16 protein-coding genes are annotated in these 17,474 nt (G+C 65.4%); 3 read left to right on the top strand and 13 right to left on the bottom strand.

From position 1 onward, the window contains the following. Window positions 1–10: 10 nt before the first annotated feature. The 7 genes from der to ndk all read right to left on the bottom strand — a co-directional run bounded on the left by der (window position 11) and on the right by ndk (window position 6,630). Complete coding sequence (der, locus tag H3005_RS20365; RefSeq protein WP_025874993.1) at window positions 11–1,408, bottom strand: ribosome biogenesis GTPase Der; 1,398 nt, start codon at window positions 1,406–1,408, stop codon at window positions 11–13. 15 nt (window positions 1,409–1,423) lie between these two features. Then, window positions 1,424–2,632, bottom strand: a complete 1,209-nt coding sequence (gene bamB, locus H3005_RS20360; RefSeq protein ID WP_088100629.1) for an outer membrane protein assembly factor BamB — start codon at window positions 2,630–2,632, stop codon at window positions 1,424–1,426. Further along, complete coding sequence (locus tag H3005_RS20355) at window positions 2,632–3,270, bottom strand: tetratricopeptide repeat protein (protein ID WP_100552316.1); 639 nt, start codon at window positions 3,268–3,270, stop codon at window positions 2,632–2,634. Before H3005_RS20355 ends, bamB begins: the two co-directional genes overlap by 1 nt. A 64-nt stretch (window positions 3,271–3,334) precedes the next feature. Then, window positions 3,335–4,195, bottom strand: a complete 861-nt coding sequence (locus H3005_RS20350) for a RodZ domain-containing protein (protein WP_191078909.1) — start codon at window positions 4,193–4,195, stop codon at window positions 3,335–3,337. A gap of 18 nt (window positions 4,196–4,213) precedes the next feature. Next, window positions 4,214–5,002 carry a type IV pilus biogenesis/stability protein PilW gene (gene pilW, locus H3005_RS20345; protein WP_191078908.1) on the bottom strand — a complete coding sequence of 263 codons (789 nt, stop codon included), beginning with the start codon at window positions 5,000–5,002 and terminating at the stop codon, window positions 4,214–4,216. Beyond that, window positions 4,989–6,194 (bottom strand): 23S rRNA (adenine(2503)-C(2))-methyltransferase RlmN, encoded by a 1,206-nt coding sequence (gene rlmN, locus H3005_RS20340; protein ID WP_089240538.1) that lies wholly within the window; start codon window positions 6,192–6,194, stop codon window positions 4,989–4,991. The genes pilW and rlmN overlap by 14 nt, the downstream gene beginning before the upstream one ends. Window positions 6,195–6,204: 10 nt before the next feature. Beyond that, a complete protein-coding gene (gene ndk, locus H3005_RS20335; protein WP_089240536.1) occupies window positions 6,205–6,630 on the bottom strand; it encodes a nucleoside-diphosphate kinase in 426 nt (141 codons plus the stop codon). 319 nt (window positions 6,631–6,949) lie between these two features. On the opposite strand from ndk, the gene H3005_RS20330 reads away from it, so the two are divergent. The 3 genes from H3005_RS20330 to H3005_RS20320 all read left to right on the top strand — a co-directional run bounded on the left by H3005_RS20330 (window position 6,950) and on the right by H3005_RS20320 (window position 11,300). Next, complete coding sequence (locus tag H3005_RS20330) at window positions 6,950–7,618, top strand: TetR family transcriptional regulator (RefSeq protein WP_191078907.1); 669 nt, start codon at window positions 6,950–6,952, stop codon at window positions 7,616–7,618. Between the two features lie 26 nt (window positions 7,619–7,644). Next, the gene (locus H3005_RS20325) at window positions 7,645–10,017 is read left to right on the top strand and encodes a 3-hydroxyacyl-CoA dehydrogenase/enoyl-CoA hydratase family protein (protein ID WP_089240532.1); all 2,373 of its coding nucleotides are present in this window, start codon (window positions 7,645–7,647) and stop codon (window positions 10,015–10,017) included. 74 nt (window positions 10,018–10,091) lie between these two features. Continuing rightward, entirely contained in the window at window positions 10,092–11,300 is a 1,209-nt protein-coding gene (locus H3005_RS20320) for an acetyl-CoA C-acyltransferase (protein WP_191078906.1), read from the top strand. A 468-nt stretch (window positions 11,301–11,768) separates the two neighbouring features. On the opposite strand, the gene galU is transcribed toward H3005_RS20320, so the two are convergent. From galU to H3005_RS20290, 6 genes are all read right to left on the bottom strand, one after another. Beyond that, complete coding sequence (gene galU, locus H3005_RS20315; protein ID WP_100552310.1) at window positions 11,769–12,647, bottom strand: UTP--glucose-1-phosphate uridylyltransferase GalU; 879 nt, start codon at window positions 12,645–12,647, stop codon at window positions 11,769–11,771. After that, window positions 12,644–14,557, bottom strand: a complete 1,914-nt coding sequence (locus H3005_RS20310; protein WP_165780973.1) for a nucleoside-diphosphate sugar epimerase/dehydratase — start codon at window positions 14,555–14,557, stop codon at window positions 12,644–12,646. Before H3005_RS20310 ends, galU begins: the two co-directional genes overlap by 4 nt. 15 nt (window positions 14,558–14,572) lie before the next feature. Then, window positions 14,573–15,550 (bottom strand): glycosyltransferase family 4 protein, encoded by a 978-nt coding sequence (locus tag H3005_RS20305; RefSeq protein WP_191078905.1) that lies wholly within the window; start codon window positions 15,548–15,550, stop codon window positions 14,573–14,575. Between the two features lie 3 nt (window positions 15,551–15,553). Next, window positions 15,554–16,732 (bottom strand): lipopolysaccharide assembly protein LapB, encoded by a 1,179-nt coding sequence (gene lapB / locus H3005_RS20300; RefSeq protein WP_032977571.1) that lies wholly within the window; start codon window positions 16,730–16,732, stop codon window positions 15,554–15,556. A 6-nt stretch (window positions 16,733–16,738) separates the two neighbouring features. Continuing rightward, a complete protein-coding gene (locus tag H3005_RS20295; protein ID WP_025875021.1) occupies window positions 16,739–17,023 on the bottom strand; it encodes a lipopolysaccharide assembly protein LapA domain-containing protein in 285 nt (94 codons plus the stop codon). A gap of 77 nt (window positions 17,024–17,100) precedes the next feature. Further along, complete coding sequence (locus H3005_RS20290; protein ID WP_005409286.1) at window positions 17,101–17,406, bottom strand: integration host factor subunit beta; 306 nt, start codon at window positions 17,404–17,406, stop codon at window positions 17,101–17,103. Window positions 17,407–17,474 lie beyond the last annotated feature (68 nt).

Genomic DNA, 17,474 nt, shown 5'->3' with positions numbered 1-17,474 from the left:
TTCCTGTGAATCACTTGCCCTTGACGTGCTTCATCAAGCGCCGCTTGGCCTTGACCTGCCGTTCGGTCAGCACGTTCTTCTTGCCCTCGTACGGGTTGGCACCCTCGCGGAAGATGAACTGCACCGGCGTACCGATCAGCTTGAAGCGCTTGCGGAAGAAGTTCTCCAGGTAGCGCTTGTACGACTCCTGCAGTTCCTTCAGGCGGGTGCCGTGCACGATGAAGGTCGGCGGGTTGGCGCCGGCCGGGTGCACGTAACGCAGCTTGGAGACATGGCCGCGGATGGTCGGCGGCGGGTTGGTCTCGTAGGCCACTTCCAGCGCCTTGTTCACTTCGCTGGTGGTGAAGGTCTTGTTCGCCGATTCGTGCGCGCGGTGCACCGCACGGAACAGCTCGCGCAGGCCCGAGCCATGCTTGGCCGAGATGCGCACGGACTCGGCCCACGGCACGAAGCCCAGACGCAGCGACAGCATCGTTTCCGCCTGCTCGCGCTGGTAGTCGGTCAGGCCGTCCCACTTGTTGATCGCGATCACCAGCGCGCGGCCGGCATCCAGTACGGCGCCGAGCACGGTGGCGTCCTGGTCGGTCACGCCTTCGGTGGCGTCGAGCATCAGCACGGCTACCTGGCACTGCTCGATCGACTGCATGGTCTTGACCACCGAGAACTTCTCGACGACCTCGTCCACGCGCGAGCGGCGACGCAGGCCGGCGGTGTCGATCAGGCGGTACTCGCGACCGTCACGCTCCAGGTCCACCGAAATCGAATCGCGGGTGGTGCCCGGCACGTCCGAGGCGATCATCCGCTCTTCGCCGAGGATGCGGTTGACCAGGGTCGACTTGCCCACGTTCGGGCGGCCGACGAAAGCGATGCGCACGCGGTTCGGATCGTTGTCCAGCTCTTCGCCGCTGCCCTCTTCCGGCAGGCGCTGAATGACCTCGTCCAGCAGGTCGTCCAGGCCCTGGCGGTGGGCAGCCGACACGGTCAGCATCTCGCTGAAGCCGTAGCGGGCAAACTCCGAACGCACGGTGTCCTCGTCGGTGCCGTCGATCTTGTTGATCAGCAGCAGCGTCGGGCGCGACAGCTTGCGCAGCCAGGCCAGGATCTCATCGTCCATCGCCGAGGTGCCCTCGCGGGCATCAACGACAAACAGGATCAGGTCAGCTTCGCCAGCGGCAGCGCGGGCCTGGCGCGTGGTAGCACCAGCCAGGCCTTCTTCTTCCTCTGCGATGCCGCCGGTATCGACGACGAGGAAATGGTTGTCCTCGTCAAGCCGGCAGACGCCATAGTTGCGGTCCCGGGTGACGCCGGGCTGGTCATGGACCAGGGCGTCACGGGTTCGGGTCAGTGCATTGAATATGGTCGACTTGCCGACATTCGGCCGTCCAACCAGGGCGACCAAAGGCAGCATCGCGATTACTCCGTATTAATTTGCCAACCGGAATGCGGTCAGCTTGCCATCAACGTTCTGCACCAGCAGCACCCCATCGACGACGATTGGCTGGGCCAGAAGCGCATCACCGCCGCTTTTCGCCCGCGCTGCCATCGCGCCATCGGAGGCCTGCAGCCAATGCAGGTATCCCTTGTAGTCACCGACCACCACGTAGTCGCCGTGCAGCGCCGGACCGGTCAGCGAGCGCCGGGCCAGTGCGGTCTGCGACCACATCGCCGCGCCGCTGGCCTTGTCCAGGCCAAACACGCCGCCCTTGTTGTCGGTAACGAAAACATTGCCCGAAGACACCGCCACACCGCCGGCACCGCCGTGGTCACGCGCCCACATCGGGCGACCGGTCGGGCCTTCGATGGCCATGGTCTGGTTCTTGAAGCTGCTCACGAACAGCGTATTGCCGTCGAGCACCGGGGCGCCATCGACGTCGGCCATGCGGTCCAGCTCGGTACGGCCTTCGCCGGTGCCGACATTCTGGTCCCACAGCGTGCGGCCGTCCTGCATGGCCAGCGCAGCAACGCTGCCCTCGTCCTTGCCGATGAACAACACGCCCGGACCGGCCACCACCGCCGCGTTGCCACGCACGGTCAGCGCCGGCAGCTCGCTCGGGTTGAACCACTTCTGGGTGCCGTTGCCGGCATCGAACGCGGTGACGCGGCCATCATTGCTGCGCACGAAGACCATGCCCTGGGCAATGGCCGGCGCGGCGATGACTTCATTCGGCACGCGTGCGCGCCACTTCTCGCTGCCATCGTTGATGTCCAGCGCGATCACCTGGCCATCGAGGGTACCGATGACCACCAGGTTCTCGCCGACGCCCGGACCACCGGACAGCCGCAGCTTGGCCTTCTTCTTTTCCTTCTTCGGCTCCCAGGTCCAGACCTTCTTGCCGGTCTGCAGGTCGATGGCGTGCACGCCACCGGTGATCGCCGCGGCGAACACGTGACCGTTGGCCACTGCCGGGCCCTGGCGCACGCCGATGCGGCGCTCGCCCTTGCCGAGGTTGACCGACCAGGCCTTGTTGACCTTCAGGGTCGGCTCGAACTTCACCAGTTCAGCCGGCTCCTGTGCCTTCTTCGCTGCTGCGTCCTTGCCGGCGAACCAGCCCTTCATGGTGCTGCAACCGGACAGCGCCATACCGAGCAGGAGTACGGTGGCGACGCGCGTGATCATGACCTTCTGACTCATCAAACCGACTCCGCAGGGGCGGCGACGGTGCCGCCGGCGTCCATAACCTTGGTTTCCAGCAGACGCCGCTGCGGCGCTGCCACGTCCAGCGTCTTCAGCGCCTTCTCATACTGTTCGCGGGCCGCGTCACGCTTGCCCTGCGCCATCAGCGCATCGCCATGGATTTCCAGGCTGCTGCTGTCGGTGGCGCTGCCCAGCAGCTTGATCGCTTCATCGCCCTTGCCGGTAGCCACCAGCAGGCGTGCCACGCGCTGGTCGACCACGCGCTGCAGGTCGCCTTCGACCTTCACCGCGCGCAGGGTAGCCAGCGCTTCTTCATTCTTGCCCGCATCGACCTGGGCCTTGGCCAGCTGCAGCGCCGCCAGATCGCCGTAGATGCTGGACGGGCCAGCCTCCAGCGCCTTGACCGCCTTGGCCGCGTCATCGAGCTTGTTTGCCTGCAGACCCGCCAGGGCCTTCTGGTACTCGACATTGGCCGAGGCCAGCTTGCCGCCCTGGTCCTTCTGGTACCACTGCCAGCCGGCAATGGCACCGATGGCGATGACTACGCCACCGAGGATGCTGGCACCATTCTTCCGCAGCCAGCTGCGGACGCGTTCACTTTGTTCGTGCTCGTCGAGCAGGTCGTCGATCGCCATGCGTACTCTCGCCCCGCCCATCGGGAGGGACCATTGGGATTATCGAAGGTGGTGAAACCGCGCCTCAGTGTGAAACCGGGACAACGGAGCCTTCAGAGGATACCTGAAAGCGTGCCACGTTGGCTCGCTGATAGGGCGTCAGATCGACGATAGCGCCATTCTGCTGAACCTGGACCGCCGAAGCATTGCCCAAGGTGACGCGGGCAACCTGGCCCGGCGTGAAGCTGCGGCTTTCACCGGACTTGATCAACGCCTTCTCCACGGTGGCGCCATCGGGGCCACCGATATCGACCCAGCTGTCGCCGCTGAACTGCATGTCCAGGTTGGCGGCTGGCGCCGGCGCGGCGCGTGGTACCGGGGCCAGCGAAGCGACGTAGGGGGTGGCAGTCGGCTTGATGACGGGCGCGGCCGTCACTTCGGCCGGCGCGGCAGCGGCGGACCCGGGACCGGCCGGGGTAACCGGTACGGCGGCCGGGATCACGTCCAGCGAGGCGGTGTTCGGCGAAGGCGCGGTGCCATCGAAGTGGCCACGGGTGGCGAACCAGACCGGGACCGCCAGCACGGCGGTAATACCGACATACAGCGCACGGCGGCCGAGATTCTCGGCGATCCGGCGCGCACGCGGGGTATGGGTGTGGCTGACCAGGGTCGGCGGAACCACCGGGCCAACCTGGGCCTGTTCCAGCAGTTCGCTGACGTCGACACCGAGCAGGCGGGCATAGCTGCGCAGCTGGCCGCGCACGAACACCGGCGCCCCCAGCTTCTGCCACTGCTCCTGCTCGAGCGACTTCACCACTTGAACCGGCATGCGCAGGCGCTGGCCGACGTCTTCGAGGGTCAGTCCGGCGGCCTCGCGAGCCTGGCGCAGGCGGGTGCCGCAGCCGGCCACAGTCTCGAGATCGCTCACAGTCTGGTCATCAATCACAATGCATCAACCCTGGAGTTAGGAGCCCGCGTCCTGCGGAAATTCCTGTCGAATCCGCTGAAGATAGCGATCAGATGCTGCCTGATCACCCAGCCGCGCCTCGATTTGAGACGCAAGTTGTAACACGGAACGCGTGGCCGGTGCAGCCGCAATCCTACGTTCGGCGAAGGCGCGGGCCTCCATGAACTGGCCGCGACGGAAGCTCAGCTGGGCCATCGCCTCCAACGCGACCGGGTTGTCCGGCACCTGCGCCAGGGCGGCACGCAGGTCGCGCTCGGCGCGTTCAAGCTGGCCAGCGTCCAACGCGCAACCACCGGCATTGGCCAGGGCAGCAGCGGGCGTGGCGTAGTCCGGGGCAGCCAGAGCACGATCGAACCAGACCAGCGATTCGGCCGAGTGGCCGTGCTGGCACAACCAAGCCGCGTAATTGTTGAGCACGTCACCGCGTTTCGGCGCCAGCTCCGCAGCGCGGCGGAAACCATCCCCCGCCTGCTGCTCGCGCCCCCTGCGGTCTTCGACTCCGGCCAGCAGCATCACCGCATCCACCCCGTTGGGCTGGAGCTTCAGCGCACGGCGCACCTTGCGCTCGGCCTCGTCCAGATTGCCCACCTGCATGTCGCGGGCGGCCAGCGCCAGCAGATCCTCGTAGTGGAACTTCTGGCGCACGCCCGGTGCATCACGGACGCTGTGGATCGGCGCGACCCCGCCCGGGCCGATCGGAATCTCACTCGTGGTCGTGCAACCGCCCGCTGCCAGTGCCAGCGCGCCTGCGAACAGGGCCACCGGCAGGCGATCAGGCCGCCGCATCGCTCCCCTTCCCTGCCTGCAACGTCTTGTTGAACTCTGCCTGGCGGCGGGTGCGATCCATCACCTGGCCCTTGAGCTGGCCACAGGCAGCGTCGATGTCGTCGCCACGGGTCCGTCGGACCATGGTCAGCACCTTCGCGTCGAGCAGGATCTTCTGGAAGGCACGGATATGCGCTTCTTCGGAACGCTCGTAGCGCGTCCCCGGGAACGGATTGAACGGAATCAGGTTGACCTTGCCCGAGTGCGACGCCTGCACGGCGTTGTCGAACTGGCGCATCAGCCGCGCCAGTTGCCGGGCATGCTCGGGCTGGTCGTTGATGCCCTTCATCAGGGTGTATTCAAAGGTCACCGACTCGCGGCGCTTGTTGGCGCGCAGGTAGCGTGCGCACGATGCCATCAGCTCGGCGATCGGGTACTTCTTGTTGAGCGGGACCAGCGTCTCGCGCAGCGCATCGTCGGCCGCGTGCAGCGACACCGCCAGCGACACGTCACTTTCGGCGGACAGACGGTCGATCTGCGGCACCAGGCCGGAGGTCGACAGGGTCACGCGCTTGTTGGCCAGGCCGTAGCCCAGGTCGTCGCGCATCACGCTCATGGCGCGCACGACGTTGTCGAAATTCATCAACGGCTCGCCCATGCCCATCATCACCACGTTGGTGAGACGACGCTGCTTGTGCGGGATATTGCCCAGATGACGCGCAGCGACCCACACCTGGCCGATGATCTCGGCAGTGGAGAGGTTGCGGTTGAAGCCCTGGGTGGCGGTTGAACAGAACGTGCAGTTCAGCGCGCAGCCCACCTGCGAGGACACGCACAGGGTGCCGCGGTTCTTGTCCGGAATGTAGACGGCCTCGATGGCGTTCTTGCCATCGGTGCCCATCGCCAGCAGCCACTTGTGGGTGCCGTCGGCGGAGGGCTTGTCGAACACGATGTTGGGGACGCGGACCTCGGCGTGCTGGTGCAGCTTGGCGCGCAGCGCCTTGCCCAGGTCGGTCATCTCATCGAAATCGGTGACGTAGTGATGGTGGATCCACTTCATCACCTGATGGGCGCGGTAGCGCGCTTCGCCGAGAGTCTCGGCGAAGAAGCGCTCCAGACCCTCGCGATCGAGGTCGAGCAGATTCTGCTTTGCCACAACCGGACCCGCAACGAGTACGGAAGGGATGGCGGTTGGCTGTACGACCTCGTTCACGGCATCACTCTCAGCGCGAAACGACTTCGGTGGCGGCGAAGAAGTAGGCGATTTCGATCGCGGCGTTCTCGACCGAGTCCGAGCCGTGGGCGGCGTTGGCATCGATGGATTCGGCGAAGTCGGCGCGGATGGTGCCCGCAGCGGCTTCCTTCGGGTTGGTGGCGCCCAGCAGGTCGCGGTGGGCCAGGACGGCGTTCTCGCCTTCCAGGGCCTGGATCATCACCGGGCCGGAGATCATGAACTCGACCAGCGCGTTGAAGAACGGACGCTCGCGGTGCACGGCGTAGAAGCCTTCGGCTTCACGGCGCGACAGCTGCTTGTACTTGGCGGCCACGACCTTCAGGCCAGCCTTTTCAAAGCGGGCATAGATTTCGCCGATGACGTTCTTGGCAACGGCGTCCGGCTTGACGATCGAAAGGGTGCGCTCCAGCGCCATGGGATGTCTCCAATGGAATCGGGCCGCTGATGGCCCGAAGGGTAACAAAAAAAAAGCCGCGTCGAAACGCGGGCTTAGCCTGATAAACGTGCGCGGATTGTAAAAGATCCCACTCAGTAGTGCCAGCCCATGGCTGGCAGGCCTCATGCCGGTCGTTTCGGGCCTGGGGCTCCCATTCAGGATTGCGAGCTGCCAGCCATGGGCTGGCACTACTGAATCCCCTGTAACCGCCCAGGCATTTTTGCTGCACTGCAAAATGCCATACGCTACCGTCTGGTTCTAGTATCAAACAATCGTTTGATTAAGGTCCGCCCGCCCGATGGCCAAGCCCGCCCACTTCTCGACCAAGGACCGGATCCTCGGCGCCGCCGAGGAGCTGTTCGCCCAGCACGGCTTTGCCGGCACCTCGCTGCGCCAGGTCACCAGCCAGGCCGACGTCAACATCGCTGCGGTGAACTACCACTTCGGCTCCAAGGAAAACCTGGTCAACGAGGTGTTCCGCCGCCGCATGGACGAGATGACCGGCGCCCGCCTGGCCCAGCTCGAGCGCGCCCGCAACGAACACCCCGGGCAACTGCGGCCGGTGCTGGCCGCCTTCGTCGAGCCGGCCCTGGCGCTGGCCCAGGACCGCCAGAACGGCGGCGCCTTCGTCCGCGTGATCGCCCGTGCCTACGCTGAAAAGAACGACAACCTGCGCAAGTTCCTGTCCGACCACTACGGCCACGTGCTGCGTGCGTTCGGCAAGGCCATCGCCGAATGCGTGCCGGACCTGAGCAAGGAAGAGCTCTATTGGCGCCTGGATTTCCTGGCCGGCTCGCTGACCTATGCCATGGCCGATTTCGGGCTGATCAAGCGACCCGCCGGTGTCACCGAAACGGCGCATCGTGCCCATGCCGCGCATGAACTGATCCATTTCGCCGAGGCCGGATTCCGCGCCGCCGCCCGCAGCGGCAGCACCCTGCCCGCCTCCATTGATTCCACCCAGTAACTGCTGACCAACAAAGGCCCTACACCATGTCCAATTCCCTGCTAGTCCGCCGCGCCGCCGTGCTGGGTGCCGGCGTCATGGGTGCCCAGATCGCCGCCCACCTCACCAATGCCGGCGTCGACACCGTGCTGTTCGACCTGCCCGCAAAGGAAGGTCCGGCCGATGGCATCGTGCTGAAGTCGATCGCCAACCTCGGCAAGCTGAGCCCGGCACCGCTGGCCAGCAAGTCGCTGGCAGAAGCCATCACCCCGGCCAACTACGAAACCGGGCTGGAACAGTTGAAGGACTGCGACCTGATCATCGAGGCCATCGCCGAGCGCATGGACTGGAAGCAGGACCTGTACAAGAAGATCGCCCCGTTCGTGGCCGACCACGCCGTGCTGGCCTCCAACACCTCGGGCCTGGGCATCAACAAGCTGGCCGACGTGCTGCCGGAACAGCTGCGCCACCGCTTCTGCGGCGTGCATTTCTTCAACCCGCCGCGCTACATGCACCTGGCCGAGCTGATTCCGGCCACCACCACCGACGCCAGCGTGCTGGAAGGCCTGGAAGCATTCCTGGTCACCACCCTCGGCAAGGGCGTGGTGTACGCCAAGGACACCCCGAACTTCATCGGCAACCGCATCGGCGTGTTCTCGATCCTGTCCACCATCCACCACACCCAGCAGTTCGGCCTGGGCTTTGACGAAGTGGACGGCCTGACCGGCCCGCTGGTCGGCCGCCCGAAGTCGGCCACCTACCGCACCTCCGACGTGGTCGGCCTGGACACCATGGCCCACGTCATCAAGACCATGGGCGACACCCTGCCCAACGACCCGTGGCATGAATTCTTCAAGTCGCCGAAGTGGCTGGATGCGTTGATTGCCAAGGGTGCACTGGGCCAGAAGACCGGCGCCGGCATCTTCCGCAAGGTCGGCAAGGACATCGTGGTGCTGGACCTGGAAAAGCAGGACTACCGTCCGGCTGACCGCGCCGCCGCACCGGAAGTGGTCGAGATCCTGAAGATCAAGAACCCGGCCGAGAAGTTCGCCAAGCTGCGCGAGAGCCAGCATCCGCAGGCGCAGTTCCTGTGGGCGACCTTCCGCGATCTGTTCCACTACAGCGCCTACCACCTGGCCGACATCGCCGAGACCGCGCGCGACGTCGACCTGGCCATCCGCTGGGGCTACGGCTGGTCGCTGGGCCCGTTCGAAACCTGGCAGGCCGCCGGCTGGAAGCAGGTCGCACAGTGGATCGCCGATGACATCGTCGCCGGCAAGAGCATGAGCAACGCCCCGCTGCCGGATTGGGTGTTCGATGGCCGCGACGGTGTGCACGCCGCCGAGGGCAGCTACAGCCCGTCGCGCAACGCCAAGCTGCCGCGTTCGTCGCTGCCGGTGTACCAGCGCCAGCGCTTCCCCGATCCGCTGCTGGGCGAGAAGTTCGCCCCGGGCGAGACCGTGTTCGAGAACGACGGCCTGCGCATGTGGCACGACGGTGATGGCATCGCCGTGGTCAGCTTCAAGACCAAGATGAACACCGTGTCCGACCACGTGCTGGACGGCCTGCAGGAGTGCGTCACGCGCGCCGAGAAGGACTTCCAGGGCCTGGTGATCTGGCAGCAGAAGGAGCCCTTCTCCGCCGGTGCCGACCTGGCCGGCGCGCTCGGCCTGCTGCAGGCCGGCAAGGTCGACCAGTTCGAGGAAATGGTGCACAACTTCCAGCGCACCAGCCAGCGCATCAAGTACTCGCTGGTGCCGGTGGTGGCTGCGGTGCGTGGCCTGGCCCTGGGTGGCGGTTGCGAATTCCAGATGCACAGCGCCAAGACCGTGGCCTTCCTGGAAAGCTACATCGGCCTGGTCGAGGCCGGCGTCGGCCTGCTGCCGGCCGGTGGTGGCCTGAAGGAACTGGCCGTGCGTGCCTCGCAGGCCGCTGGCCCGGGCGGTGACGTGTTCGCCGAACTGAAGAAGACCTTCGAGACCGTGGCGATGGCCAAGGTGTCCAACTCGGCGGTCAACGCCCAAGAACTGGGCCTGCTGCGCAGCACCGACAAGGTGGTGTTCAACAGCTACGAAGCGCTGTACATCGCCAAGGCCGAAGCACGTGCGCTGGCCGAAGCGGGCTACCGTCCGCCGCTGCCGGCACGCCGCATCCAGGTGGCCGGTGACGTCGGCATCGCGACCTTCAAGATGATGCTGGTCAACATGCTGGAAGGCCGCTTCATCAGCCCGTACGACTACGAGATCGCCGAGCGCATCGCCACCGTGCTGTGCGGCGGCAAGGTCGACCGCGGCACCCTGGTCGACGAAGAGTGGCTGCTGACCCTGGAGCGCAAGCACTTCGTCGAACTGGCCCAGCAGGAAAAGACCCAGGCCCGCATCGCGCACATGCTCAAGACCGGCAAGCCGCTGCGGAACTGATTGCCCCTCCCTGCTTTTGGTGGGTGCCGACCGTTGGTCGGCACTCCGGCTAAAAAATTCAAGAGATCACTGCAATGACCAAGCAAATCCAGGACGCCTACATCGTCGCCGCCACCCGCACCCCGGTTGGCAAGGCGCCCAAGGGCATGTTCCGCAACACCCGCCCCGATGACATGCTCGCCCACGTGCTGCGCAGCGTCGTCGCGCAGGCACCGGGCGTGGACGTCAACCGCATCGATGACGCGATCATCGGCTGCGCGATGCCGGAAGCCGAGCAGGGCATGAACGTGGCCCGCATCGGCGTGCTGCTGGCCGGCCTGCCGAACACCATCGCCGCGCAGACCGTGAACCGCTTCTGCTCCTCCGGCCTGCAGGCCGTGGCGCAGGCGGCCGACGCCATCCGCCTTGGCAATGCCGACCTGATGCTGGCCGGCGGCACCGAATCGATGTCGATGGTGCCGATGATGGGCAACAAGATCGCGATGGCCCCGAGCGTGTTCGACAACGACCACGTCGCCATCGCCTACGGCATGGGCATCACCGCCGAGAAGGTCGCTGAAGAGTGGAAGGTCTCGCGCGAAGACCAGGATGCGTTCGCCCTCGCCTCGCACCAGAAGGCCATGGCCGCCATCCAGAACGGCGACTTCAAGGACGAGATCACCCCGTACGAGATCGTCTCGCACCAGCCCGACCTGGCCGACGGCAAGCGCATCATCACGCGCAACAAGGTGGCCGACACCGACGAAGGCCCGCGTCCGGATTCCTCCGCTGAAGGCCTGGCCAAGCTGCGCCCGGTGTTCCGCAACGGCCAGTTCGGCGGCACCGTCACTGCCGGCAACTCCTCGCAGATGAGCGATGGCGCCGGTGCGGTGCTGCTGGCCTCGGAGCAGGCGATCAAGGATTACGGCCTGACCCCGCTGGCCCGTTTCGTCAGCTTCTCGGTGGCCGGCGTGCGCCCGGAAGTGATGGGCATCGGCCCGATCGCCGCGATTCCGAAGGCGCTGAAGCAGGCCGGCCTGACCCAGGACCAGCTGGACTGGATCGAGCTCAACGAAGCCTTCGCGGCGCAGTCGCTGGCGGTGATCCGCGATTGCGGCCTGGACCCGAGCAAGGTCAACCCGCTGGGCGGCGCGATCGCCCTGGGCCACCCGCTGGGTGCGACCGGTGCGATCCGTACCGCGACCCTGCTGCACGGCCTGCGTCGTCGCCAGCAGAAGTACGGCATGGTGACGATGTGCATCGGTACCGGCATGGGCGCGGCGGGCATTTTCGAGGCGCTGTAAGGTTCAAAGCGCTGCCGGCTGATTGCTGGCTGTGGGCCCGGGTGGGTGAGGCTGCCCGGGACACGCCGTAAACCCATCCATGGGGGCTTGGCAGCGGCATCCATGCCGCTGACAGTCCCGGTCAGCCTCACCCACCCGGACCACCCAACATTCCGCGCGGCGGAGGGGTGAGCAAAGGCAGTAGATCCACGCCATGCGTGGATGCTTTCCACGATGGGGTCAGAGCCACAAAAAAGGCAGCCAATGGCTGCCTTTCTGCTTTTGCTTCTGCCGTTGATTCCGCCCTTCCCGTCCGCGCCCGCAGGAAACCAGGCTGGCGGGATGGGTGGGGCTTTGCAGGACCGTTGGCGCCATGGATGGCGCCATCGAGCCCCCATGGACGGGTTTACGGCGTGTCCTGCAAAGCCCCGCCCATCCCGCCCATCACGTATCAATCAAGGCGCCGCGAACGGAGCGCTTGAAAACACCTTATTCCGCCAGCATCGCCGTCAACTTCTCCCGCGCCGGACCAGCCAGCTTCGGGTTGTCCAGCGCAAAGCGGATCGTCGCCTCGACCAGCCCCAGATGGGTGCCGCAGTCGAAACGGGTGCCTTCGAAACGATAGGCATCGACCTCGTCGGTCTTCAGCAGTTCAGCGATCGCATCGGTCAGCTGGATTTCGCCGCCGGCACCGGTCCGGGTCTGCTCAAGCAGCTCGAAGATCTTCGGGCTCAGCACGTAGCGGCCGACGACCGCCAGATCGCTCGGCGCGTCTTCCGGCTTCGGCTTCTCCACGATCTGCGAGATACGCCCCTTGCGGCCATCGAACGCCTCGGTGGCGACGATGCCGTAACTGGCCGTCTTGTCGTGTGGCACGTCTTCCACAGCGATGACGCTGGCGCCGCTGGCCTCGTTGAGGTCGGCCATCTGCTTCAGTGCACCCGCGCCGCGGTTCCAGATCAGATCATCCGGCAACAGCACAGCAAACGGCTCGTCACCGATGACCGCCTTGGCGCACAGCACCGCGTGGCCCAGGCCCAGAGCCTCGGCCTGGGTGACGAAGATCGCGCGCACGCCTTCCGGCAGCACATGGCGGATCAATTCGAGCTGCTCGTGCTTGCCCGCGCGCTCGAGCTTCTGCTCGAGCTCGTAGGCCTTGTCGAAATAGTCGGCGACAGCGTGCTTGTAGCGATTGGTGATGAACACCAGGGTGTCACAGCCCGCTTCGATCGCCTCATCCACGGCGTACTGGATCAGCGGCCGATCGATGATCGGCAGCATCTCCTTTGGCACCGTCTTGGTCGCCGGAAGAAAACGCGTGCCCAGACCTGCTACTGGAAATACTGCCTTGCGAATGCGCTTGCTCATTGGTGCCTGCTGGCCTCACGTGCCGGAAAGGGCACAACCTTAGCGGAAGAAATGTAAGCATCCTGTTCGATTGGCGAGAATTCCGGCATGGTCGCGAACAGGATTTCCTGGATCGTATCGATGTCGTACCTGGCAATCGCCTCGCGCAGCTTGGGCACGTTGCCCAGCACGACGTCACGCGAGAACGCACGTACGCCGGCTTCCAGGATCTTCGGGTGCGCGGTCGGCCGGTAGTCCTCGTCGGAATAGAACAGCGTCTCGTGCAGCTTCTCGCCCGGGCGCATGCCGGTGTAGATGATCGGGATGTCCTTGTAGGGCTGCTTGCCCGCCAGGCGGATCATCTGTTCGGCCAGCACCCGGATCGGCACGGGCTCGCCCATGTCCAAGGTATAGATCGCCCCGTGCGACGCCGACGCGGCCGCCTGCAGGATCAGCTGGCAGGCCTCGGGAATGGTCATGAAATAGCGGCTGACCTCCGGGTCGGTCACCGTAACCGGGCCGCCCTTGAGGATCTGCTCGCGGAACAACGGCACCACGCTGCCGGCCGACGCCAGCACGTTGCCGAAGCGCACGGTCACGAAACGGGTGTGCGTGGACTTCTGGTCCAGGCTCTGGCAGATCATCTCCGCATAGCGCTTGCTGGCGCCCAGCGCATTGACCGGGTCCACCGCCTTGTCGGTCGAAATGAACACAAAGTGCTCGACGCGGGCTTCCAGGCAGGCGCGGGCCACGTTCTCGGTGGCCAGGATGTTGTTGCGCACGGCTTCGCGCAGCTGACGCTCCAGCACCGGCACATGCTTGTAGGCGGCCGCATGGAAGGCGGTGTCGACCGGGTGCAGCGACAGCGCATGACGGATCACCGCAGGGTCGCCACAGTCACCGAGCACGGCTTCGATCTCGACATCGGGGAAGCTGCGGCGCAGCTCGCCCTCGATGGTCAACAGCAGCAGCTCACTGATCTCCAGCAGCACGATACGACCGGCACCATGGCGCGCGCACTGGCGACACAACTCGGACCCGATCGAGCCACCGGCACCGGTGACCATCACCGTGCGCCCACCCAACCAGCCGCGGATGAGGTTCCAGTCCGGCATGATCGGCTTGCGCCCAAGCAGGTCTTCGATGGCCACTTCCTTCAACTGGCCCGGCAGCGACTGACCCTGCAGGATGTCGCTGAGCTTGGGCACCGTGCGGAACGGAATGCCGGTGCTCTCGCAGATGGCCACCACGCGCTGCATGCCAACGGCATCCAGCGAGGGCATGGCGATCACCAGCAGCTTGGCCGCGGTCTCCCGGGCCACCGCCGGTGCGTCGTCCAGCGTGCCCAGGATCGGCAGGCTCTGCAGCTTGGCGCCACGCAGGTGCGGTGCATCATCGAGCAGGCCAACCGGCTCGAAATTGCCGGATCGGCGCAGGTCGCGCACCAGGGTCTCAGCGGCTTGGCCGGCGCCGAGAATCAGCACGCGGCGCGCGGACGAATCGGACTGCAGCGACTGGTAGTCCTTCCACGCCCGGTACAACAGGCGCGGCGCGCCCAGCAGTGCCGACAGTGCGAACGGATAGATCACCAGCACCGACATCGGCACGCCGTTGAAGCGCTTCCAGGCCAGCACCAGAACAATGGCGATCAGGCCGATGAAGCTGGCCTTGAAGATGTTCAGCAGGTCGCTGACGCTGGCGAAGCGCCACAGCCCGCGATAGAGGCCGATACGCCAGAACACCAGGCCCTGCAGCGCCAGCACCAGCGTGGTGTCCACGTTCCACAGCGGCAATGCGGGAGCGTCGGCAAGGATCGAGTAACGACCTGCATGCAGCAGCTGCCAACAGGCCCATACCATGAACAAGTCGTGGCAGACGATGGCCGTACGCGGCATCAGACCGAGGATTCTGTCCCGCCAGGGTGAAGACATAGATCGAGTAATTCCTTATCGGTGGCGCAATCCATTGCGCAGGAGGAGCCACAGCAGGGTCAACGCGGCAAACCACGCGACCGCTACGGCAGCCTCCCACCTCGGCTGCAAATTGGTGCAGATATTGAACACTGTAATACTGAACAGGCCCAAAACAAAGTACATCCCTGTCACCTGGGCATGGCTGGCTCCTGCCTGGACCGCGCGCTGGTAGACGTGCTGGGTGTGGGGTTCCATCCAGCGTTGCCCGGAAAGCATGCGCGCCAACAGCGTGAAGCCCGCGTCCACAAGGAAGGCGGACAACGGCAGCAGCAGCAGGATCCAGTTGATGTCGGTGTGCACTGCAGCGACGGCCAGCACCACTGCCACGGCATAGCCCAGCGCGCCACTACCGACATCACCCATGAAGATCCGCGCCTGCGGAAAGTTGAATGGCAGAAAACCCAGGCACGCCAGGCCAAGCACGATGGCCACCAGCGAATAGGGCCAGGGCAGCACCATCGCGAAGCCCAGCGCAACGATGACTACCTGGCTGCTGGCAATCCCGTTGATCCCATCCATGAAGTTCCAGATGTTGATCAGCGAGGCGGTGAAGAACAGCACCAGCAGGCTCAGCAGCCAGCTGCCCCCGTGCATCTTGACCAGTCCCGCCAGCAAGGCGGCGGCGAGGAAATGCACCAGCAACCGGCGCATGGCCGGCAGCGGCCGATGGTCATCCCACCAGCCAATGCCGGCAACCAGCGCCAGGCCAAGGCTGGCGACAGCCAGGCTGGCTGCAGCGTCCGGCCAGACGCAAGCGGCCACGGCTGCCGCAACCAGCAGACTGATCACGATGGCGATACCGCCACCGCGCGGGGTGGCGACGCTGTGGCTGCGGCGCTCGCCGGGCTGGTCCAGCAACTGCCTGCGCAGGGCGTACACGCGTGCCGCCCAGGTCAATGCCGCGCTGAGCAGGGCCAGGCCCAGCAGCGCGGCCATCACAAGCCACGGCATGGTTCAGAGCACCGCGTAATTCAACAGCGGCTTGACCGTGCCCCACTCCTTGCAGCTGGGGCATTGCCAGTGGTGGGTACGCGCGCCGAATCCGCAGCGGGTGCAGCGGTAGGCCGGATTGCGCACCAGCAACTGGTCGGTGATGTGCTTGAGGTCGTGCAGGGTCGCGGTGGAATCTGCGCCCTCGGCCAAGGTGAGGTCGATCAGTGCCGATTCGCCACGCACCGACGGGCGATCCTTGAGCTGGCGGCCAAGATAGGCGCGGGCAGGTGCGACACCCTCCTGCTCTTCCATCAGGCGGGTCAGCGCCAGCACCGGGGCGATGCCGCGGTAGTGCTCGGTCATCTCGGACAGGAAGGCGCGCGCGCCGCCCAGGTCACCGACCTTGCGGTAGTTTTCCATCAGCGCCGGCAGCACTTCCGGCAGGTACTCCGGATCGTTGCGGGCAGCACGCTCGAAGGCACGCACGGCGGCCTCGGCGTTGCCTGCATCGGTTTCCAGGCGGCCCTCGATGATGCCGGCACGGACCGACATGGCATCGGCCTGGTAGGCGCGGGCGATGGCCGCCCTCGCCTCTTCCAGCTTGCCAGCGCCACGGAAGCGCTCGGCAAGCTCGCATTCGAACTGCCCGATCAGCTTGCCCATCGGCTCGCCGGTGACATCTTCGAAGCGGGTAGCGTTGTCGATCGCCTTTTCCCAGTCACGCTCGGCCTGGTAGATGCCGATCAGGTGCTTGAGCGCCTGCGGTGCGCGCTGGTCCAACTGCGCCAGTTCGGTGAACACCGTTTCGGCACGGTCCAGCAGGCCGGACTTCATGTAGTCCTCGCCCAGTGCCAGCAGGGCCTGCACGCGCTGCGCATCACTAAGGTCCTGGCGGTTGACCAGGCCCTGGTGCAGACGGATCGCGCGGTCCACTTCACCACGGCGGCGGAACAGATGGCCCAACGCGACCTGGGTCTCGAAGGTTTCCTTGTCCAGCTCGGCGATGTGCAGGAACAGTTCGATGGCCTTGTCCGGCTGCTCGTTGAGCAGGTAGTTCAGGCCACGGAAATAGGTGCTGGACAGGTGGCTGACCTGGTTGTCACCGTGGCGTTGACCGCCGCGGCGTCCGATCACCCAGCCGGCCAGCGCCGCCAACGGAAGACACAGGAAGAACCAGAACCACTCGGAAACGAATTCCATCTTCGATCAACGTCCATCAAAAGATTGGGAGGGGGCGACCGGCGCCGACGGTGCAGCCGCCGACTTGTTGGCACGGCGCAGCTGGCTGTAGAGCGGAATGACCACGCTTACCAGCACCAGGCCAGCACCGACCACGACACCGATCAGCAGGGCGGCAATCAGCGCCACGCCGACGGACGTGTTCAATTGGGTAAACAGCAGGTTGATCGACATGGCCGTCATGTTGACCGCACCGATGATCAGACCAAGGATGAGAACCGCCAGCAGGACCAGCAGACGAAAAACTTTCATGCGACAGCTCCATTGGCAGGAGGCCGTAGCTTATCCGACTCGTGGCGGGATTCGCACGAAGTCGCGCGACGGATGGCTCAGGCCGGATCTGCGTCCAGCGGCAGCACACTGCTGACCCGCTCGCGCAATTCCTTGCCTGGCTTGAAATGAGGGACATGCTTGCCCGGCAGGGCAACCGATTCGCCGGTCTTCGGGTTGCGACCCAGGCGCGGCGGACGGTAGTGCAGCGAAAAGCTGCCAAAGCCGCGGATCTCGATGCGATCGCCGGCCGACAGTGAGCCCCCCATCATTTCCAGCAATGACTTGACCGCCAGATCGACATCATCGGCCTTCAGGTGCGCCTGCCGGCGCGCGAGGATTTCGATCAGTTCGGATTTGGTCATTACCGGCTCACATCAGGGGCATCTCAGCCTGAAACGGCCCGGGCAGTGCCCGGGCCGTCCAGGAAACA

The organism is Stenotrophomonas sp. Br8, from assembly GCF_014763005.1.
Lineage (GTDB): Bacteria > Pseudomonadota > Gammaproteobacteria > Xanthomonadales > Xanthomonadaceae > Stenotrophomonas > Stenotrophomonas lactitubi.
Note: the sequence above shows the minus strand (reverse complement) of the source record. Positions and strands in the feature narration are given on the sequence as shown.